This is a genomic window from Corynebacterium mendelii (assembly GCF_017307055.1).
Lineage (GTDB): Bacteria > Actinomycetota > Actinomycetes > Mycobacteriales > Mycobacteriaceae > Corynebacterium > Corynebacterium mendelii.
Genome location: NZ_JAFLEQ010000003.1, coordinates 313565 through 332652 on the forward strand (window position 1 = coordinate 313565; position 19088 = coordinate 332652).

The 19088-nt window shown below is 64.3% G+C and carries 14 protein-coding genes and 1 pseudogene; 11 read left to right on the forward strand and 4 right to left on the reverse strand.

Going from position 1 to position 19088, the window contains the following annotated elements:
* Positions 1-34: 34 nt before the first annotated feature.
* The 4 genes from cobA (at position 35) to JZY06_RS01235 (ending at position 5691) form a co-directional block, all read left to right on the forward strand.
* Positions 35-793: a uroporphyrinogen-III C-methyltransferase gene (cobA, locus tag JZY06_RS01220; RefSeq protein ID WP_207118295.1), complete on the forward strand. Its 759-nt coding sequence runs from the start codon at positions 35-37 to the stop codon at positions 791-793.
* Positions 790-2397 carry an MFS transporter gene (locus JZY06_RS01225; protein ID WP_330617001.1) on the forward strand — a complete coding sequence of 536 codons (1608 nt, stop codon included), beginning with the start codon at positions 790-792 and terminating at the stop codon, positions 2395-2397. The genes cobA and JZY06_RS01225 overlap by 4 nt, the downstream gene beginning before the upstream one ends.
* Before the next feature lie 277 nt (positions 2398-2674).
* Positions 2675-3355, forward strand: coding sequence for an ECF transporter S component (locus JZY06_RS01230; protein WP_207117733.1), 681 nt, complete (start codon positions 2675-2677; stop codon positions 3353-3355).
* A gap of 2 nt (positions 3356-3357) precedes the next feature.
* Positions 3358-5691 (forward strand): ATP-binding cassette domain-containing protein, encoded by a 2334-nt coding sequence (locus tag JZY06_RS01235; RefSeq protein ID WP_207117737.1) that lies wholly within the window; start codon positions 3358-3360, stop codon positions 5689-5691.
* Positions 5692-5732: 41 nt separating this feature from the next.
* Here the strand turns inward: JZY06_RS01235 and yaaA are convergent, their stop codons facing one another.
* Positions 5733-6482: a peroxide stress protein YaaA gene (yaaA, locus tag JZY06_RS01240; RefSeq protein WP_207117740.1), complete on the reverse strand. Its 750-nt coding sequence runs from the start codon at positions 6480-6482 to the stop codon at positions 5733-5735.
* Positions 6483-6577: 95 nt separating this feature from the next.
* On the opposite strand from yaaA, the gene JZY06_RS01245 reads away from it, so the two are divergent.
* The 3 genes from JZY06_RS01245 to nagB all read left to right on the forward strand — a co-directional run bounded on the left by JZY06_RS01245 (position 6578) and on the right by nagB (position 10582).
* On the forward strand, positions 6578-8347 hold the full coding sequence (locus JZY06_RS01245; protein ID WP_207117742.1) for a proline--tRNA ligase: 1770 nt from the start codon (positions 6578-6580) through the stop codon (positions 8345-8347).
* Positions 8348-8653: 306 nt separating this feature from the next.
* Complete coding sequence (locus tag JZY06_RS01250; protein ID WP_207117745.1) at positions 8654-9625, forward strand: ROK family protein; 972 nt, start codon at positions 8654-8656, stop codon at positions 9623-9625.
* A gap of 177 nt (positions 9626-9802) precedes the next feature.
* Positions 9803-10582 (forward strand): glucosamine-6-phosphate deaminase, encoded by a 780-nt coding sequence (gene nagB, locus JZY06_RS01255; RefSeq protein ID WP_207117747.1) that lies wholly within the window; start codon positions 9803-9805, stop codon positions 10580-10582.
* Between the two features lie 346 nt (positions 10583-10928).
* Here the strand turns inward: nagB and JZY06_RS01260 are convergent, their stop codons facing one another.
* The 3 genes from JZY06_RS01260 to JZY06_RS01270 form a co-directional block, all read right to left on the reverse strand.
* On the reverse strand, positions 10929-11801 hold the full coding sequence (locus JZY06_RS01260; protein WP_207117750.1) for an iron transporter: 873 nt from the start codon (positions 11799-11801) through the stop codon (positions 10929-10931).
* A gap of 120 nt (positions 11802-11921) precedes the next feature.
* Positions 11922-13250, reverse strand: coding sequence for an FTR1 family iron permease (locus JZY06_RS01265; RefSeq protein WP_207117753.1), 1329 nt, complete (start codon positions 13248-13250; stop codon positions 11922-11924).
* A 915-nt stretch (positions 13251-14165) separates the two neighbouring features.
* On the reverse strand, positions 14166-15206 hold the full coding sequence (locus tag JZY06_RS01270; RefSeq protein WP_207117755.1) for a hypothetical protein: 1041 nt from the start codon (positions 15204-15206) through the stop codon (positions 14166-14168).
* Between the two features lie 118 nt (positions 15207-15324).
* On the opposite strand from JZY06_RS01270, the gene rimP reads away from it, so the two are divergent.
* The 4 genes and pseudogenes from rimP to JZY06_RS12115 all read left to right on the forward strand — a co-directional run.
* Complete coding sequence (gene rimP / locus JZY06_RS01275) at positions 15325-15960, forward strand: ribosome maturation factor RimP (protein ID WP_207117758.1); 636 nt, start codon at positions 15325-15327, stop codon at positions 15958-15960.
* Positions 15961-15998: 38 nt separating this feature from the next.
* Positions 15999-17027 (forward strand): annotated as a pseudogene (gene nusA, locus JZY06_RS01280) (transcription termination factor NusA); the annotation flags it as partial.
* Between the two features lie 803 nt (positions 17028-17830).
* Positions 17831-18154, forward strand: a complete 324-nt coding sequence (locus JZY06_RS01285; protein WP_207117764.1) for a YlxR family protein — start codon at positions 17831-17833, stop codon at positions 18152-18154.
* Between the two features lie 359 nt (positions 18155-18513).
* Positions 18514-19088 (forward strand): translation initiation factor IF-2 N-terminal domain-containing protein (locus JZY06_RS12115; RefSeq protein WP_330617052.1); only part of this gene is annotated, 575 nt, incomplete at its 3' end.

The following is a 19088-nucleotide window of genomic DNA, read 5'->3' on the forward strand; positions in this document are numbered from 1 at the left end:
AGCTATGGATTCCGCAGCACCACGACGGCCCCACATGCGCCCGGCCACCGTCAGCCAGCCCGCCACCAGTCCGCCGAAGGTGTGGCTGGTCGGCGGTGGACCCGGTGCCTGGGATTTGATCACCGTCCGCGGAATGAACGCCCTGAAAGCGGCCGATGTGATTGTGGCCGATCATCTGGGGCCCACCGCGCAGCTGGACAAATTGTGTGATGTGGCGGCGAAGGAAGTCATCGACGCCTCCAAGCTGCCCTACGGCCGGCAGATGGCGCAGGAAAAAATCAACGGCATCCTGGTTGACAATGCCCTGGCCGGAAAAAATGTGGTTCGTCTCAAAGGCGGGGACCCTTATGTGTTCGGCCGCGGCTACGAGGAACTTCAGGCACTGGCCGACGCCGGCATCGCCTGCGAGGTGGTTCCCGGGGTCACCAGTGCCATCAGTGTTCCCGCGGCCGCCGGAATCCCGGTGACCATGCGGGGGATCAACCACTCGTTTACGGTGCTGTCCGGGCATCTGGCCCCCGGCCACGAGATGAGCCTGACCGACTGGGATTCGCTGGCCTCGTCGAAGGGCACGCTGGTGATCATTATGGGAGTGAAAAACTCCGGCACAATCGCCGATGCCCTGATGGCCGGGGGGCGGAATGCCGCCACCCCGGCAGCCGTCATCCAGGAGGGAACGCTGCCGGAACAGAAGACTTTCCGCTGCACTCTCGGCAGTCTCGGAAAAACAATCACCGACAATGGTGTCAAACCCCCGGCGGTCATCGTCATCGGGGAGGTGGCCGGCCTGTGAGCACCGCACGCGGAACAGGACCCAGGGCACAGCAACTGCATTATTCGGTGACCGGTTCGGCTCTCGGCTGGCCGCTGGCGGTGTTGTCTGCGCTGCAGCTGATGGTCGTGCTTGACGGTACGGTCGTGAACCTGGCGCTGGCCCGGATCCAGGTGGAGCTGGATTTGAGTGATTCGCTGCGCAGCTGGGTGGTGACCACCTACGCCCTGGCCTTCGGCGGGCTGCTGTTGCTCGGTGGACGGTTGGGCGATGTGTTCGGCCGCAGACGGGTTTTTCTCACCGGTGTCGGCATGTTCACCGCCGCCTCGCTTTTGTGCGGGCTGTCCACCAGCCCGTGGATGCTGCTGGTGGCCCGGATCATCCAGGGCACCGGGGCGGCGGTGGCCTCCCCGACGGCGATGGCCCTGATTGTGGTCACTTTCGCCCCCGGCAAGCCCAGGAACCAGGCTTTTTCCGTCTTCGCCATGATGACCGGGCTGGGCAGTGTGCTGGGGCTTGTCTTCGGCGGGGCGCTCACCCAGGTCAGTTGGCGGTGGATATTCCTGATCAATGTTCCCATCGGTATCGCAATTGTGGCCGCGGGCGCGAAAGTACTGGCCAAAACGCCCGCCTTCGAGCGCGTCAGCCTGGATGTCACAGGCGCGGTCCTGGCCACCGGGGCGTCGACGCTTCTGGTGTTCGGCATGGCCGAGGGCGGGACCGGTTTCACCCCGCTGATCGGTGCCTCCCTGGTGTTGGGATTGGTGGTTCTGGGATGGTTTTTCCACGGCCAGAAAACCGCCAAAAACCCGGTGCTGCCGCTGACGATGTTCGCCAGTCGCGCCCGGCGGGCGGTGTTTGTGTGCCTGCTGGCCGCCGGCGCTTTGCTCATGGCCATGACCGTGCAGGTGGCGCTGTTTGTGCAGGAAGTGCTCGGCTACACCCCGCTTGAGGCAGGCCTGGCTTTCATTCCCTTCGCCTTCGCGTTGGGGGCGGGCAGCTGGGTGGCGGGCCTGCTGGCCGAAAAGCTGCGCCCGAAGTGGATCATTGCCGCGGGCGGGCTGGTGCTGGCGGCCGGTTTCATTCACGGAGCCGGATTAGACTCAACCGCCGGCTACTGGCCGGATTTGCTCGGCTCGATTCTGGTGATCGGGTTCGGGGTGGGACTGACCCTCATTCCGCTGACCCTGTCGGTGGTTGCCGGGGTGGAACCGGGAAGTGTCGGGCCGCTGACGGCCACCTCACTGGTGTGCCAGACCCTTGGCGGACCTCTCGGGCTGGCGGCGGTGACGGCCGTGGCCCAGTGGCGGTCGAAGGATCTTCTGCACCGGGCCGGAATGTCGTTGGACGGGCTTGACCGGACGGATCTGTCGGCTGCCGCGCGTGATGCGCTGGGGGCGGGATATACCGGCTCACTTCTTGTCTGTGCCGGGCTGGCCGGCCTGATCGTGGTGGTCAGCCTGTTGTTGGTCAGCTTCACCGTCACCGATATCGCGGAAGGCAAAAAAGCCGAACAAGCCTCCGCGCAGGCCGATGTGTTCGCCGGCCGGGAACCCGCTACCACCGGCGGCACCCCGCAGGACTCCGTTGCAGATGGGACGCAAAACAGCGGGCCGGACAACTGACGGTGCCGCCACCGTCACCACCCGCCCACCCCACACCAGCGGCGGCCACGGCGGGGTCCGGGGGCACCGGTTGGGGCCTGCGGCAACCGGCGCGGATGGATCCATTCGGGGGGAATTATTTGTGCAGCTGCACACCCCTGGGGGACGTGACCTGCACAGACTAGAACAGTGTTCGGTATCTGTTGTGGTGCTAGCCACACGGAGTTGATTTCGGGTCAGGTGAGCCTACACTCAACCGAGGATTGTTTTCGTTAGTCAAGGAAAGAGGTACGTGTCCGTGACCCACACCAACCCCGCCCCAGTCACCTCATCGGCCCCGGGAGGCGGCCCGGGGAAAAAGGAAAAAACGCTTCACACCTCGAGCCGCTCGGGGATCAAGGATTCGGTGCTGGGCACACGTAATCTGCTGGTCACCGCCGCCCTGGGTGTGGTGGGCTGCCTGTTTGTCATTCCGCTGAGCTACCTGTTCGGCCCCGGGGTGTTGAACCCGACCCTGTTCGTCTGGCTCAACTGCGCCTTTATGGGGGTGTGGTTGATTCCCTACCTGCTTCCGGCGGTGATTGTGCGCCGCCCGGGAGCGATGATCATCGCAGGTTTCATTATGGGTGTGATCTCCGCCTTCACCACCCCCAGCGGCCCCGGGGCGCTGGCGGGCAATGTTTTGGGCGCGGTGTTTGTCGGCATTGCCATGGCTGTGACCCTCTACCGCTTCTGGTCGACGCTGATGTTCATGATCTGTGGCGCGGTTTTCGGGGCGTTGAATGTGGTGATGATGGCCGCCAGTATGCTGCCGGATCCGACGGCGGTGAAAATCGCCGGCATGTTTGTGGTGGCTGTTGCCTCCACCTCGGTGGGTGTGCTGCTGACCCAGCTGCTGAAAAAAGCCGTCAATAAAGCAGGGGTGGCGGTCAACAACGATCCGGCGTGGGCGGCAAGCGCCGCACAGACGAAGAAGTAGCCGTGGCAGCGCACAGCACTGTCCCGCTGCTGGAAGCCGAGGATGTGTCCGTGCAGTATTCCGGCAGCCAGGCATGGGTGCTTGAGGGGGTCAGCCTGACCCAGTTGTCCGGACAGGTGACCGCCATTGTCGGTCCGTCCGGATGCGGCAAATCGTCACTGATCCACACCTTGTGCGGTTTGATACCCCATTCGCTGCCGGCCGCGTATGCCGGACATGTTCTGCTTCACGGCACCGAAATAGCCGATGCCCCGGCGGCTGATATTGCCACCACGGTTGCGTATGTGGGGCAAAACCCCGACAGCACGGTGGTGATGCCGCAGGTCGGGCGGGAGGTGTGTTTCGCCCTGCAGAATCTGTGCCTTCCACCGCGGGAAGTGGTCTCCAGGGCGCGGTGGGCGCTGGAGCAGGTGGGGCTTGACCACCACTGGGATGACCATCCCTGGAAGCTGTCCGGCGGGCAGCGGCAACGGCTCGCCTTGGCCTGTGCGCTGGCGGTGAAACCGGATCTGCTGATTCTCGACGAACCAACGTCGATGATCGACGCGACCGGCACGGCCTCGTTCTACCGGTTGATTGAACCGCTGAAACACCAGGGCATGGCGGTGGTGGTTATCGACCATGACCTGGATCCCCTGCTCGACTGGGTCGACCGTGTCATCGCCCTTGACAGTGATGGTGCGGTGATCGCCGAAGGCAGCGTGCGGGAGGTGTATCTGGGTCATCGGGGCACGCTTGTCCGCTCGGGGGTGTGGATTCCCCGTGCGGTGCGCGGCTTGGGAGATCATCCCGCACCCGATGCCGCGGTGACCTGCCGGCAGGCCGGAATCAGCCTGCCGGACCTGTCTGACTGGTGTGGGGCCGATGAGGTGGTCTGCCACCGCAAAAAACCCGACGGCACCTGGCAGCGGGAGCAAGCACCCGCCCCCGCACACCGAAACAACGGTCAGCTTGTTCTGGACAGCTTCGCTGTTTCCGGCCGGTGCCCGGCTGTCACCGCCAGCTTTTCACCGGGTGAGGTCATCGCCGTCATCGGCCCCAACGGGGCGGGGAAAACCACCCTGTTGGCGGGCCTGGCGGGACTGGTGCCCAAAAAGAAAACCAGCGGCACAGCAACCCTGTCCGGTATCGACGTCACCGACAGGGCGCACCGCGCCGGATACGTCTACCAGAATCCCGAACACCAGTACGTCACCGTCACGGTGGAAAAGGAAATCGCCTTCGGAGGCACCCCGGATACCCGCACCAGCGAGATTGTCGAGCACTTCCATTTGGAAGCGGTCAAAGACCACCACCCGCTGACCCTGTCGGGCGGACAGTCCCGGCGGCTGTCGGTGGCCACCATGGCCGCCCACCCGTCGACCCTGGTGTGTCTGGACGAACCGACCTACGGGCAGGATTGGGCCAACACCGTCGAGCTGGAAAGCTTCATCCGGCAGTTGGCGGGGGAGGGCAAAATCATTGTGCTGGCCACCCACGACCTGGAGCTAGCCGCCCGGCTGGCCGACAGGATCATCGCCCTCCCGGGAGTCGAGCATCCCGCTGCGGCGCCGGATACCACCCGGGTCGACGGAAGCGTTGCCGCTGACAGCGATGTCGGGGATGATGTGCGGCTGGAAGACCCACCGCGCGGTTTCATGCAGAAACTCCACCCGCTGGCCCTGGCGATCGCCATCCTTCCCCTGCTGGTACTGGTGGTGGGGCCGAAAGATTACCGGACCAATCTCGCCATCGTCATCGTGTGCGCGGCAGCCATCGCGGTCAGCCGCGCCAGTGCCAGGAAAATCACCGGCTCGATTGCGTTGCTGGGCCTGGTGGTGCTGGTGTTGAGCACCCTCGGGCAGTACAACTCCGAAGCGGTGCCTTTCCTCATCCCCGATGATGGGCGCAGCACTTCCTTCGGTGTCATGGCCGCGGCCCTGGTGGGGCTGTTCATCGCCTCCGGGATAGCGGTCAACCCCTATGGGCTGATTCGGGAGGTCACCCGGATTTTCCATCTGCCGTACCGGATCGGTATGGCCGGTATCGCGGCCCTGGTGTTTACCACCAGACTCGGCCAGGAGTTCACCACTTTGCAGCAGGCGCGCAGACTCCGGGGAGTGGGAGAAAAAGCAGGCGTATTCGCCCCGGCAGTGCGCTGGATATCGTCTGCCGTGCCGTTGGTCATCAGTGCGATACGCCACGCTGAACGCGTTTCGTTGTCGATGGATGCGCGCGCGTTCGGCGCCTACCCCACCCGCACGGAGCTGGTCCGGGAGCATTGGCGTGCCACAGACACCGTGGTGGTTGCCGTTATCTGGTTGGCGGCCGCGGCAGCCTGGATGGCGGTGGTGTGACAAGACCCGCCGCCACTGGCAGGTGAACTGTCTTGGTCCGGCTAGCGCTGCACAATCATCGTCAAAGCAGTCGGGGAGGACACCTCAACCATGGTGTCGGCGTCTTCGATGACTGCTGCGATATCGTCTATTGTTTCCGGTTCACCCTCGGCCAGCGCCAGCTTTCTGGCGGCGACACCCTTGTAGTGCTTGTTGTGGTGGCTGACCACCTTGCGGGAGCCGTCCGGCTGCACTGATTCCACCCGCACATCGATGGCCCCCGTGGCGGGACCCAGGTTGCGGTAGGCCCCGGAGCGCATATCCACGACGGGTCCTTCCTCGGCCACCAGCCGGTCGATGACGGCGGTCAATGTTGTCGCCCAGCGGGCTTTCATTGTCGGTGGTGTCGGATACCCGGCGCCGGGGATTTTCGACCCGCCCGACAACCGGTAGCGGGGGATCATGTCACCGGCGCGCACCACCCCGAACAATGCCGACCCCACAGCCAATCTGGCGCGGGCGGTGTCAGTGAGACTGGCGGCATCCAGCGCGTCGTAAAGCACCCCGGTATAGCGTTCGATTGCCGGGCAGGTGGGGGCATCGGGAATGTTGTGGTTGGCTTCCACCTCGGCCGTCATCTTGTCCGACAGTTTGAGTGCCTGCTGCATGGCCGACGGTTCCAGGGCCAGCAGATCGGCGAGAATGGATTTTCTGGTGGGGTTCAATTCCGGAAACGACAGCGACTGCCAATCGATCGGGGCGCCGGAGCCGCCGGCCGCTTTGGTCTCTGAGGGGGGAAGCACAATGAGCATGGGATACAAGGTTAATCGACCGGTGGCTGTGATGCGGTGCCGGTAACAGTTGGCTGACACAAGCTGGACCACGGCACGCGGGTATATTGACACCCATGATTACCCGCATGTCCGAAATGTTCCTGCGCACCCTGCGCGATGACCCGGCCGACGCTGAAGTCGCCAGCCACAAACTTCTTGTCCGGGCCGGCTACGTCCGGCGCACCGCCCCCGGCATCTACACCTGGCTGCCGCTGGGGCTGAAGGTTTTGCGCAACATCGAAAAAGTGGTCCGCGAGGAAATGGAGGCCATCGGCGCCCAGGAGATTTGCCTGCCCGCCCTGCTTCCCCGCGAACCCTACGAGCAGTCGAACCGGTGGGACGAATACGGCGATCTTCTGTTCAAACTCAAAGACCGCAAGGGCAACGACTGTCTGCTCGGCCCCACCCACGAGGAAATGTTCACCCTCCTGGTCAAGGACATGTACAACTCGTACAAGGATCTGCCGCTGGTGCTGTTTCAGATCCAGACCAAATACCGTGACGAAGAACGCCCCCGGGCCGGTATTTTGCGCGGCCGCGAGTTCATCATGAAGGATTCCTACTCCTTTGACATGGCTGACTCCGGGCTGGATGACGCCTACGACAAACACCGCCGGGCCTACCAGAAGATTTTCAACCGCCTGGGTGTCAACTACGCGATCTGCAAAGCCATGGCCGGCGCCATGGGCGGATCCCGCTCCGAGGAATTCCTGGCTGTCTCGCCGGCCGGTGAAGACACATTCGTCATGTCCACCGACGGCCAGTTCGCCGCCAACGCGGAAGCCGTGGTCACCGAGCCCGGCACACCCCGGCCCATTGAAGGCCAGCCGGAGGCGGAGGTCCGCGAAACCCCGGACTGCACCACCATTGAGGCACTGGTGGACTGGGCCGGGCGCGAGGATGTGACCATCAACGGCCACAAGGTCACCGCCGCCGACACCTTAAAGTGCATTGTCCTGAAAGTCACCTACCCGGGGGAGAAGAAAAAAACCGAGCTGGTCGGGGTGCTGGTGCCCGGTGACCGGGAAGTCGATTTCAAACGTCTGGAAGCCGCCCTGGAACCGGCGGTGGCGGAGATGGCCGAGGACAAAGACTTCAAAGCACACGATTTCCTGGTCAAAGGCTATGTTGGCCCGGATGCGTTCACCAAAAACGGGCTGAAGGTCTACGCCGATCCGCGGGTGGTTGACGGCACCTGCTGGATCACCGGCGCCAACAAGCCCGGCCACCATGCGGTCAATATGGTCTGCGGCAGGGATTTCACCCCGGACGGTGTCATCGAGGCCGCCGAAATCAAGGAAGGCGACACCGCCCCCGACGGCCATGGCACGCTGACACTCAAACGTGGCATCGAAATCGGCCACATCTTCCAGCTGGGCCGGAAATACTCCGAAGCCATGGAACTGAAGATTCTCGACGAAAGCGGCAAACTGGCCACGCCGACCATGGGATCCTACGGCATCGGTGTCTCCCGCCTGGTCGGTGTCATCGCCGAACAGACCCTGGACGACAAGGGACTGAACTGGCCGGTTGCCGTCGCCCCCTTTACGGTGCATGTTGTCATCGCCAACAAAGATGATGCAGCCCGGCAGGCCGCCGAAGAGCTGGCCGCCGACCTGTCGGCGGCAGGGCTTGATGTGCTGCTCGATGACCGGCCGAAAGTCAGCCCCGGGGTGAAGTTCAAGGATTCCGAACTGCTGGGCATGCCGTTTGTGGTGGTGGTCGGCCGCGGTTTCGCCGACGGCACAGTGGAATTGCGTCGCCGCGGCGGCGAGCAGTCGGAGATCGACTACACCGCGGCAGTCGACACCATCACCGCGGCCGTCCGGAAAGCCCGCAGCTAGGTGAGTTTTTAACCCCCGGTCAAGCACCTGTCTGACAAGTCACCTTGGGTGGATGGGTGCCGGTGTTCCCGCGACCACCGGCGCCTGTCATCTGAGGTGGCTTTTCCGGTTCCAGGCAAAAGTGAAGTTGTCTGATCAATTCGTGGCATATTGTCGCGCAGACTGCTACATTCAACAGTGTGCGCCCCGTCCGCCGTGCCCGGGTGGGGGTGGGCGGACACCCCGGAAACACCCGGCTGTCCGGTGGCGGTGGGAAAACCGTTGCCGGTGGGGAAACCGGTATTTTTGAAAAAACTCAACCAACGTGTGTCACAACAGACAGGGGAGTGGGAAATGACAGTGGAGCGTGCGTGCATGCTGGCGGTGGATCTCGGGGGAACCAAGATCGCCGGAGGATACATCGACCCCGAACAACCCACGGTTGTCCACGGCCGCACCCAGCAGCCCACGCTGGCCATGGACGGCCCGGCAACGGTGATCGAACAGTTGTCGAAGGTGCTCGCCGAGCTGATTGCCTCAGCCGAACAAGCCGGTTACACGCCTGCAGCCGTCGGCCTGGGATCTCCCGGGGTGATCAATCCCGATACCGGCATGGTGGTCAATGTGGGGCAAACCATGCCCGGCTGGGCGGGAACCAATGTCAAAGCGGCGATGACCACAATCACCGGCCTGCCCGCGGCGGTGCACAACGATGTCAGGGTCATGGGCCTGGGGGAAGCCGTCTACGGGGCGGGAAAGGGCTTTGCCGATGTGCTGTTTGTCTCCATCGGAACCGGAATCGGCGGGGCAGTGGTGCGTAACGGTGCACTCGATCCCTCCCCGCACCACTCCCGCGGGGAGATCGCCTACCTGGCGTGCCCCCAGCCGGAAGGTAACTGCGACATCATCGAAAACGCCGGATCCGGGCCCGCCCTGGCCAAACGCTACCGCCAGCGGAAAGGCATCACCGATCCGTCAGTCGATCTGCGGGAAGTGATGCGCCGCTGGTATGACGGGGACCAGACCGCCAAAGACGTCATCGCGGAGTCGATGGAATGCACCGGCCGCGGCCTGGCCGGATACGTCAACGCACTGGATGTGTCCGCGGTCGTCATCGGCGGCGGGGTGGCCACCATCGGGGAACCGATCATCGCTCCGCTGGAAAAAGCATTCCGGGCCGATCTGCTCGACGGCATGGACGACATGGTTGTCACCACCACCGAATTCGGAACCGACGCCCCGCTGATCGGTGCCGCTTGCCTGGCCGGGACCGCGCTGGAACACACATCACCGAAATAATCCGGCCTGCGGTGGCCCCGTCCACCGCAGGCCCGGGCCACCGTCCGGGCCGGATGACCGCACCTGCTCACCGTGACAACCACATAACAGACCCTGTCCCGGGGGTTGGACACCGACCACGGCACAGCACCCGGGCGTGACAGACATACTCACCACAGAAAGGACACTGACCCGACGATGGAGGTCATTATCCGTGACACAGCCGAAGACGTGGGCACACTTGCCGCCGATGTTTTCGAAAGCCACATCAAAAAAGGACACACCCTGGGGCTTGCCACCGGCTCGACACCGCTGGCACTCTACAACGAACTGATCCGCCGGCACCGCGAGTCCGGGCTGTCATTCGCCGGGTGCACCGCGTTCCTACTCGATGAATACGTCGGACTGCCGCGCACCCACGAGCAGTCCTACTACCGCTTCATCCGCGATAACTTCACCTCGAAAATCGACATCGACGACGACAAGGTGTTCTCCCCGGACGGTCTGGCCGATAATCCGACCGACGCCGGCATCGCCTACGACTCAATGATCAACGAGGCCGGCGGGGTGGACATTCAGCTGCTGGGCATCGGCACCGACGGGCATATCGGATTCAACGAACCGGGTTCCTCACTGACGTCGCGCACCCGGTTGAAGACCCTGCACCCGCAGACCATCGCCGATAATGCCCGGTTTTTCGACGGCGACGAATCAAAGGTGCCGCACCATGTGCTCACCCAGGGGCTGGGCACCATCAGCGAAGCCCGGCACCTGCTGCTTCTTGCCACCGGTGAAGGCAAAGCCGATGCCGTGGCCATGACGGTCGAAGGCCCGGTCGCAGCCGTGTGCCCGGCCAGTGTGCTGCAGTTCCACCAGCATGCCACCGTCATCTGTGATGAGGCGGCGGCCAGCAAACTCAAGCTGACCAAGTACTACCGCTACGCCTACGACAACAAACCGGACTGGCAGGAGATTTAGTCTTCCCGCCACCAGGTGGCAACGACCGGACCACGATGCTCCCGGGCGCTGGCAGCAGGAAAAACGGGGCGTTGTTCCCCTCCGCTGCCGCGGCCGGGAATTGTCGGTTGTAGCGGGGAAAAAGTCGAAGAACCTCCGCCCGGAAACAACCGGACATTACCGTCGGTGTCCGCAAGCGGATCTGCTTTTTCGGCTCCCGTCAGCGATCGGGCGGGGCGTTGCGGTTGGCATACGTGGTGGGGCGGGTGCGGGCTGCGCGCACACCGGCACCCCTTGTCCGGCCGTGTGTGACAGCGCGGAGAAGGGGTGCCGGGCGTATGCCCTTGCGGCAGCCGCGGGGTGCCGATTATCCCATCATCGGCAGCGGGGCTTCAGCCTCGGCCTTTTTCATGGCTGCTTCCGCGGTCGGGTCAGAAAACTGCTTGACCGGGTAGTCCTTGCAGTTGTCCGGGACCGTCATCGGATTCTCCCGCTTGTTTTCCTTGACGATGTCGAGGTTGTCCTGGGTGAGCTTCCACGGCATGACCACTGTCAGCGGTTTGAACCAGCCTTCGGCCGGAACACCGGTGATGTAGTCGCCGTGCAGGGAGTAGTTCTTCGGCGGGTAGACCGTCAGGGTCATGGTGTACTCGCCGGGGCCGGTGATGGTGTCGTTGACCAGGTTGGTGCCGTAGTGGGAGCCGTCGATGGCGTTCATTTCCATCATCATGCCGGCGGCGACTTGTTTGCCTTCCGGATCCTCCAGCTTGTAGAACATACGCAAATCAGCCGGGGTTTCATCCACTGACCAGCCCCAGTTCGTGCCGAATTCGTTGACCTTGGTGTCCACCTCCAGGTGCATCTGGGAATCGGCGTAGGACGCCATGGTCATATCCGCATCCGGGTTGGGCAGCATCTCGCCGGGCTGGAAGTAGTGGATGGACACGTCGAAGGGGCCGAAGGAAGCCTCCGGACCCTGCTGCTCCTGCAGGCCGCATTCATCGGGGCGGGCGTTGACGCCGGCCGCCCCTTCGGGTGCGTCCTCGGCGGGCGCGGCCTTGTCGCTGGTGGTTTCCCCGGTCATCGTTGTATCGGCTTCGGTGGCCGGAGAAGAGGTTTGTGCTGCGGCAGTGGTCGTCGCGGATTCGGTGTCGCCGTTGTTTTCGGCGCAGGCGGAAAGCCCCACCAGAGCCATGGTGGAAGCGGCGGTCAGTGCGAGCACAGTGCGTTTGATGGTCATGGAAGATATCTCCTTGTGTGTTTGTTTCTCGGATGTTTCCCGGCTGGGATGCACCGATGGTGTGTATGAAGTTATGGGGTCTGTGACTGAGAAGGCCGGTTGATCCACCGTTTGCCGGTATCAGACGGGGGTTGCCGTTGGGTTCTTCTGCCCGGCGGTGTCCCGGTCCCGGCTGGCGGACCGGTTGGACATGGTGTGGTGGACAATGATCCACACACTGGCAACAAGCAGGATCAGCTGCGGCAGGATGGTTTCGGCTTGCGGGTAGATGCCCAACTCGGGGAAGTAGTACTTCATCCACGGCAGGTTCGTGTCGCCGAGAATGAAGCTTGCTTCCTTCAACTCCTGCACACCTTTTCCGACGAAGCTGATGCACATGATGAACAGCAGAATCGAGGTGCCCATAAAGATCGGGCGCACCGGCATCCGGGCACCGCCGTAGCGGAAGATGACGAAGATGACCGCCAGCACGACAATGCCGGCGCCGAAGCCGAGGCCAATCCACAAAGGATTGTGTCCCCCACCCGCAAACGCCGCGGTGTAGAACAGCACCAGTTCAGCGCCTTCCCGGATCACCGCCAAAAAGGCGGCGAACACGAGGGCTTTCGCGGCCCCGGAAGACACCGAGGTTGTCACCATGCCCTGGATGTAGTGCTGCCAGTTCTGCCCGGAGGTTTTGCCCAGCATCCAGTTCGAGACGTAAAACAGCATGGCCACCGCGATGAACATGGTGAAGCCCTCGATCATCTCCGAGGCGGCTCCGGCGCCCCCGACGATTTTCTGCATGCCCCACGCCAGCACGAAGGACAAGACCACCGCTGCCGCAACCCCGAGATAGACGGCCTTGCAGAGTTTCCTATTTCCGGACGTGACCAGATACAAGATGATGGCGGTGACCACCAGCAGTGCCTCCAGGCCTTCACGCAGCAGCAGGGTGAACGCGGTAATGAAATCAACCGAGTTCATCTTCGATTCGTCGACCGGCTCTTTTTTCTTCTCCGTGAGCAGTTTTTTCCCGGCGGATTCCGGGGAACTGTCCGGCAGGGCCCCGTCAAGCACCATGGCGTCGCGGGCGACGGCCGTTTTGATCAGATCGAGTTTGTCCGGGATTGACGGATCAGAGGGGTTGTTGCGGATGGCGAGTTTGACGCGGGTGAAGCGGCCCTCCATTTTCACCTTCCGGTTGCCGGGAAGAGTCATCGACGGCGGTTCCAGGGCGTTTTCGTACCAGCCGAAATAAGCCTCGTTGATGTCTTCCACGGCCTGTTCGTAGTTGCCGGCGCCGAAACTGTCGATGGCCTTGTTGATTTCCGCGGCCATGCACAGTGCGTAGTCCTGGTAGGTCCGTGTCGACCCGTCCGGGTTGCTCACGCCCTTGGTGCACACCGGCAGATCCTTTTCCACCCGCACCGGGGTGGTGGTGGGGGCCTGCTGCGCAGAGGCGGTCATGCAGGGGGCGAAAACCATAAGCAGAAATACTGCCGCGGCCAATCCCGCCACTCGGTGGCCCACATGTGGAATTCGTCGGCCGGTGACCATGGGAGCAGATCCTTCTTTCTTTCCGGTTGAAAAGGGGCGCCGGAATCCGGTCACGGCGCAACGGCCACCTGATGCGGGCAACCGGCAGCCGGGACGGTGTCTTTTCCGGCAACCGGCCACCGCGGCATCAGTGGCCGCTGAAAGGTAAGTCAATCCTTGTGAAGGTGACGGGTCAACCTAAAGATGGAGTGCGGTGAAAGAGCTACTGACGTTTTTCGAGGGTGCGTTTTCAATAAGGAAACTCGTTCACGAATGTCGACGAACTGGGGGTTTGCTGTGTCCGGTGTTCCGGTGGATTCCGGCGTGCCGGGGTGTGTGCGGGGCGGCGGTGCCGGTAACGGTTTGATAGCTGTTGACACAGACTGGCTGCCCGGGTGGGGTGCGGGAAGGGGAGGCAAAAGCGGAACGCGACAGCGGCGGCGAGTGGCTGTATTGCTTGCCGTGGCACTGCGAACTGGCATGTTGGATGCCCGCCTGCCGCAAGGCGGCAAACTACGCGGCAACGTAAAAGGGGTGGGGCCGGATTGTTACCGAACGGTGATCTGAAGCAGTGGGTGTGATGGTGGCGAAATGCCACTGATTTCCAACAGTGGAGTTATTGGTGATCAGTGCGTTTAACGGAGTTTCCGTCCCGTGCCGGGACGCTTTTTCCGTGACGAAAATGTGCCCCCGAATGGGGTGGGAGGCGGGGCTTCCCCGTGGGTCGGCCAGGTGGCGGCGGCGCCTGTTTTCCTCCCCGGGGCCGCCGGTATTGTCCCCGGGGTTGTCCCTGCCGGGGTGCTGATCCCACCCGGGCGGCACTGCCTGCGCCGGGGGTGGGGTGTGCTACTTGTAGACCGCGGTGGCCGGGGTGTGCGGGCTGGCGCGGAGGAACTGTTCGGCCCGCACGGCCGCCCGGGACGCTGACAGCACAAACAGCTGGCGCAGCCCGCCGTCAGCCGATCCGGCTGCCTGGGCCTGCAGAAATGCCGCCTGGTTGGCTTCCAGTTCTCCGGCCGCGTCAGCGGCCTGCTCACTGCTGGTGATGGTCAGTTCCGGCAGAAGATAACCGGGGCGCGGCGTGGGAATGTCTTCCCCGGTGCCGGTTTCCCCGGCGTCCATCACCGCCCGGAGGTTGGCGGTGTCGACCCGGTGTTCGGCGATGGCGCCGCTGATTAGGGGGTACAGGCTGTCATCGGCCCAGGCCAGTGCCACCCCCAGGGCGTAGTCGGTTCCAAACTGGCGGGTCAGGCTCTCCCGGACGCGGTCGATGCCCTCCGGTGGGACGGGGGGGACCTGACGGGGCGCCGCCCCGTGGTCCCGGTCGGCGGCCGACAGGGCCGGCCCGGCCGGGCCCGACCAGCCGCGCGCGGCTGCCAGGGCGGCGTGCTGGCGGGCGAGCACGATCACCGATTCCTGGTTGACTGTTGCCACCGCGGCGATGAGTGCTTCCTGCTGGGCTGCGGCCAGCACGTCGGTGAACCCGGCAAGGGCCTCCCCGTCCGCGTCGGCTGCCGGGGGGACGGGATCCGCGCCGGCCGCGGCCGGGGAGGGGGTGCCGTCGTTGTCGGCCGCGGTTCCGGCGCCCGGATCCGTGGCCGCGGCAATCGCGTCACTGTTGCAGGTGTCCACCGGTGCGCCGTCCGCGGTGTGCCCGCACAGCCGGGATATTTCTTCCGCCAGTGCCCCGGCCTGGCCGTCGAGCAGCTCCGCCAGCGGCGGGTCGTGGGGTTGTGCGAGCATGGCCCGGCGGCGGGCGGCGGAGGCCAGCTGCGCCAGGGTGGAATCCGGGGTGGGGGAAGTGGTGAATGAACAGCCGGCCAGGCCGGCGGCGGGGGCCGCGACAACGGCGGCCGCGCACAGCGTGAGGAATTGTCGTCTGTTCACGCCCGGGATCATAGCCGAGGTCCGGCACCGCAGGTGTGGGCGGCCGGGCCGTGCCGGTGGCCGGCGGCCACGGTGGCGGTTCCTGCCCGAAGGGCTGCCGTGGCTATGATGGGCGACCATGGCTTTCCCCAGTGAACAAGATATTGCCGAGACTCTTGGCCCGACGGTTGAGCAGCACGGCTTCGACACGGAATCGGTGACGGTGAAAAAAGCCGGTCCCCATTCCGCGGTGGAGATCACCATCGACGGTGACACCCCGCCGGATCTCGATGCCCTCGAGGCGCTGTCCCGCCTGCTGTCGGAGGTCCTCGACGATGCCGAAAAAGCCGGCCGGCTCGACTTCGGCTCCCAGGCCTACCAGCTGACCGTGTCCACCCCGGGTGTGGACACCCCGCTGACCCGTGCCCGCCACTGGCGCCGCAACAGGGGGCGGCTGGTGGAAATCCGCGGGGTGGACGGGATGCCCGACACGCTGGCCCGTATCGGGGCGACCAGTGACGACGGCGACCAAGTCGTGCTGATCAACCCCCGCCCGGCAGGCGGGGGAAAAGGAAAGAAAAAAAAGAAAAACAAATCCGGTTCCGCTTCCCAGGCCTCCCCGGTGGGCGCCGCCGGGACAAATGTGGAACACTTCTCGTTGAACCGGCTTAGCGCGCAGTCCCGCGCGGTGGTACAAGTTGAGTTCAACCCCGCGTGCGAGACCGAAGCCGAACTGGCCCGCCTCGACTTCGACGCTCTCGGGGCCGACAAGTAAAAAACCCACACGGGCGTTTGATCCCAAGGAACACACACGTGAACATCGACGTTGCCGCACTGAAAAGCATCGAGGACGAAAAAGGTATCCCCACCGACGAGATGCTCGACACCATCGCGCACGCCCTGCGCCAGGCATTCCTGGACAGCCACGGTGACCATGCCGGGGAAGACACCCGGGTGCGGGTGGTCATCGACAAGCAGTCCGGCTCGGTGACGGTGCTCGAATCACCCGCACCGGTGCCCGGGCAGGACAACCCGGTCGCCGACACCCCGGCCGGCCCCCGGCCGGACGAGGAAGACGTCACCCCGGTGAACTTTTCCCGCATCGGCGCCTATGCGGTGCGGGAAGCGATCCTGCGCAAGCTCCGGGAAGCCGAGACAGAGCGGGCCTACGGCGAATACTCCGCCTATGAAAGCACCGTCGTCACCGGATTGGTGCAGGCTGACGCCAGGGCCAACGAACGCGGCATCATTGTGGTGCGCATCGGCACCGAAACTGACGGCCAGGATGCGGTTCTGCTTCCCGCCGAACAAATCCCCGGGGAAAAACTCACCCACGGCCAGCGTGTGAAATGCTACGTCGTCGGCGTGGGCCGCGGGCACCGTGGACTGCAGATCCAGGTCTCCCGCACCCACCCGGAACTGGTCCGCAAACTGTTTGAACTCGAGGTCCCCGAAGTCGCCGACGGCCACGTCCAGGTTGTCGGTATCGCCCGGGAGGCCGGGCACCGCTCGAAGGTGGCCGTGGCCGCCACCACCAAGGGACTCAACGCCAAAGGCGCCTGCATCGGACCGCGCGGCCAGCGGGTGACCAATATCATGAACGAGCTGGCCGGGGAGAAAATCGACATCATCGACTACAACGAGGATCCGGCCACCTTCGTCGGCAATGCGCTCGCCCCGTCGAAAGTCGTCACCGTTGAGGTCATCGACGCCGAAGAGCAAAAAGCCCGGGTCACCGTGCCCGACTACCAGCTGTCGCTGGCCATCGGCCGGGAAGGACAAAACGCCCGCCTGGCCGCCAGGCTGACCGGCTGGAAGATCGACATCCACTCCGATGCCGAAAAACAGGCCGACACCCCGGCCGCCCCGGCTGCACCGGCAACTCCGGCTGCACCGGCCGCCCCGGCTGCACCGGCTGCTCCGGCTGCACCGGCCGAGACCCCGGCCCCTGCCGCCGGTGCCGCTGCCGCAAGCCCCGCGGATGCCGACAACCCCGCAGCAGAAGACAATCCGGACCAGGCCCGGTAACGGGCACCCGGGCAACACCGTGAAAAAGTCCGTGACAGGGTCTTGCGCCCGGTCGGGCCGGGAGCGGTGGCCTGCTGTGCGCCCCGGCATCACCGGCGCGATCCGGGGCCTGATACTGTGTCGCCCGCACCGTGGGGGAGGCAATCCCCCTTATTTCTCAACTGCGGCGACGCGGACGGTGCGGCAGGCCCTGCCGTCAGGCTGAATGCACAAAGGCCGCACTGGCACAACGAGCAACCCCGCTGTGGTGTCACCGGGCGCAGCCGTCCACGGACTTCCCGGCTGCGCCCGGGGCCACAGCCTGCGGCAGGGCCTGCCGTGAACCCGACTTTCCCCACGTCGTGCCGGGGCGGTGGGGTGACGGAAAATTCACCGGTGTGATTCGGCGGCGGCCGCAGCCGGGGACGGCCGACGGTGCCCGTTGGTGCTATTTCGCATTTTCGCCGGTAATGGCGTAATATCGGGCTGGCCGGTACCGCGTGATGCGGTACCGTTGATTTGTGTGTCGGGTCAGCCCGGCGCACAGATGTGTCCAGCACCGCTAGACAGATGATCGCCGCCGCGTGCGGGCTTTTCACCATCTGTCGCCGCATCCGGAAGCTTGGGTGGTGAGGCCAATGGCATCAAGTCATGTGCCTGAGCGCACCTGTATTGCGTCCCGACGCAAAACAGGAAGCCACAAGCTGGTCCGCGTGGTCGTTGACACCGCTGCCAGTGCCGCCAACGGTACTGTCACTGTGGTGGTTCCCGATCCGGATCACCGGCTCCCCGGCCGGGGAGCCTGGTTGACCCCAAGCGCACAGGCCTACGGGCTGGCAGTGAAAAAACGTGCATTCAACCGCGCGTTCAAGGTATCCACCCCGGTGGATGCGTCCGCCGTGCTGGCGTACCTCGAATCGAGGGACACCACGGTGTGCGGACACGAAATGAACAATAAGTGAAAAGGATGACCGACAACTGATGAGCGCACGATGAAGCATCAGCGATGAACGGCAACAGACCAACCCCGGCGATCCCCGCCGGCGGAGAAGTCCCCACCATCCTGCAGCAGGTCCGGCCACCCAGTGCGGTGCCCGGACAAGCCTTAGAAACCTAGAACAAGACTTTTTAAGGTCCCTGCGGCGGGGCTGTCGACGGAACCAGCCGCGGTACATGCACGCATGCACCGCGCCCCGGGACAGTCAGGGGACCGACCACCCATCCAGCACCGGCTTTTGTGAAAGATTCACAAAAGCGGTGGGGCTGTGGTGGCTTCCGCCGGAGGGCAGTGAAGCCGGGCAAGAAAAAACCAAGGAGTACAGTGCCCGGAAAGTTACGTGTTCACGAGCTTGCGAAAAAACTCGGAATTACGAGCAAGGAACTTCTCGCCTCGCTGAAAGAGCAGGGAGAATTCGTTAAAACCGCTTCCTCGACGGTGCAGCCGCCCGTCGTGAAGAAGATGGTTGCCTACTACGGCGAAAAGGGGATAGGACCCGCCGCCGAGGACAAAGGCGGCAAAAAAGACGCCCCCGCGCAGGAGGCACCCGCCGCCAAACCGGCCGCGAAAAAGCAGGCCCCGAAACCCGGTGCGGCAGCACCGACCCCGGCCACCGCCAAAAAACAGGCGGAAAAAGCCGACGAGGCCCCGGCCGCGCCGACTCCGGCAGCCCCGGCAGCCCCGGCTGCGGCAACCGCCCAGCCGGCCCCGTCTGGCGGCACTGCCGCCCCGAAGCCCGGTGCGGCAGCATCCGCACCCAGCCCGGCCGCTGCCGCCGGAGCGAAAAAAGACGGCGACAAGTCCGCCGATCACGCTTCCGATGCCAACCGGCCGCCCCGGCCGATGGCCAAACCCGGCCCCAAGCCGGGCGCCCGCGCCCCGCGCGTGGCCAACAACCC

Coding starts and splice junctions, on each gene's coding strand:
- cobA (WP_207118295.1), top strand. CDS start 35: ATGCGCCCGGCCACCGTCAGCCAGCCCGCCACCAGTCCGCCGAAGGTG.
- yaaA (WP_207117740.1), bottom strand. CDS start 6,482: ATGCTCATTGTGCTTCCCCCCTCAGAGACCAAAGCGGCCGGCGGCTCC.
- JZY06_RS01245 (WP_207117742.1), top strand. CDS start 6,578: ATGATTACCCGCATGTCCGAAATGTTCCTGCGCACCCTGCGCGATGAC.
- nagB (WP_207117747.1), top strand. CDS start 9,803: ATGGAGGTCATTATCCGTGACACAGCCGAAGACGTGGGCACACTTGCC.
- JZY06_RS01260 (WP_207117750.1), bottom strand. CDS start 11,801: ATGACCATCAAACGCACTGTGCTCGCACTGACCGCCGCTTCCACCATG.
- JZY06_RS01265 (WP_207117753.1), bottom strand. CDS start 13,250: ATGACCGCCTCTGCGCAGCAGGCCCCCACCACCACCCCGGTGCGGGTG.
- rimP (WP_207117758.1), top strand. CDS start 15,325: ATGGCTTTCCCCAGTGAACAAGATATTGCCGAGACTCTTGGCCCGACG.
- JZY06_RS01285 (WP_207117764.1), top strand. CDS start 17,831: ATGGCATCAAGTCATGTGCCTGAGCGCACCTGTATTGCGTCCCGACGC.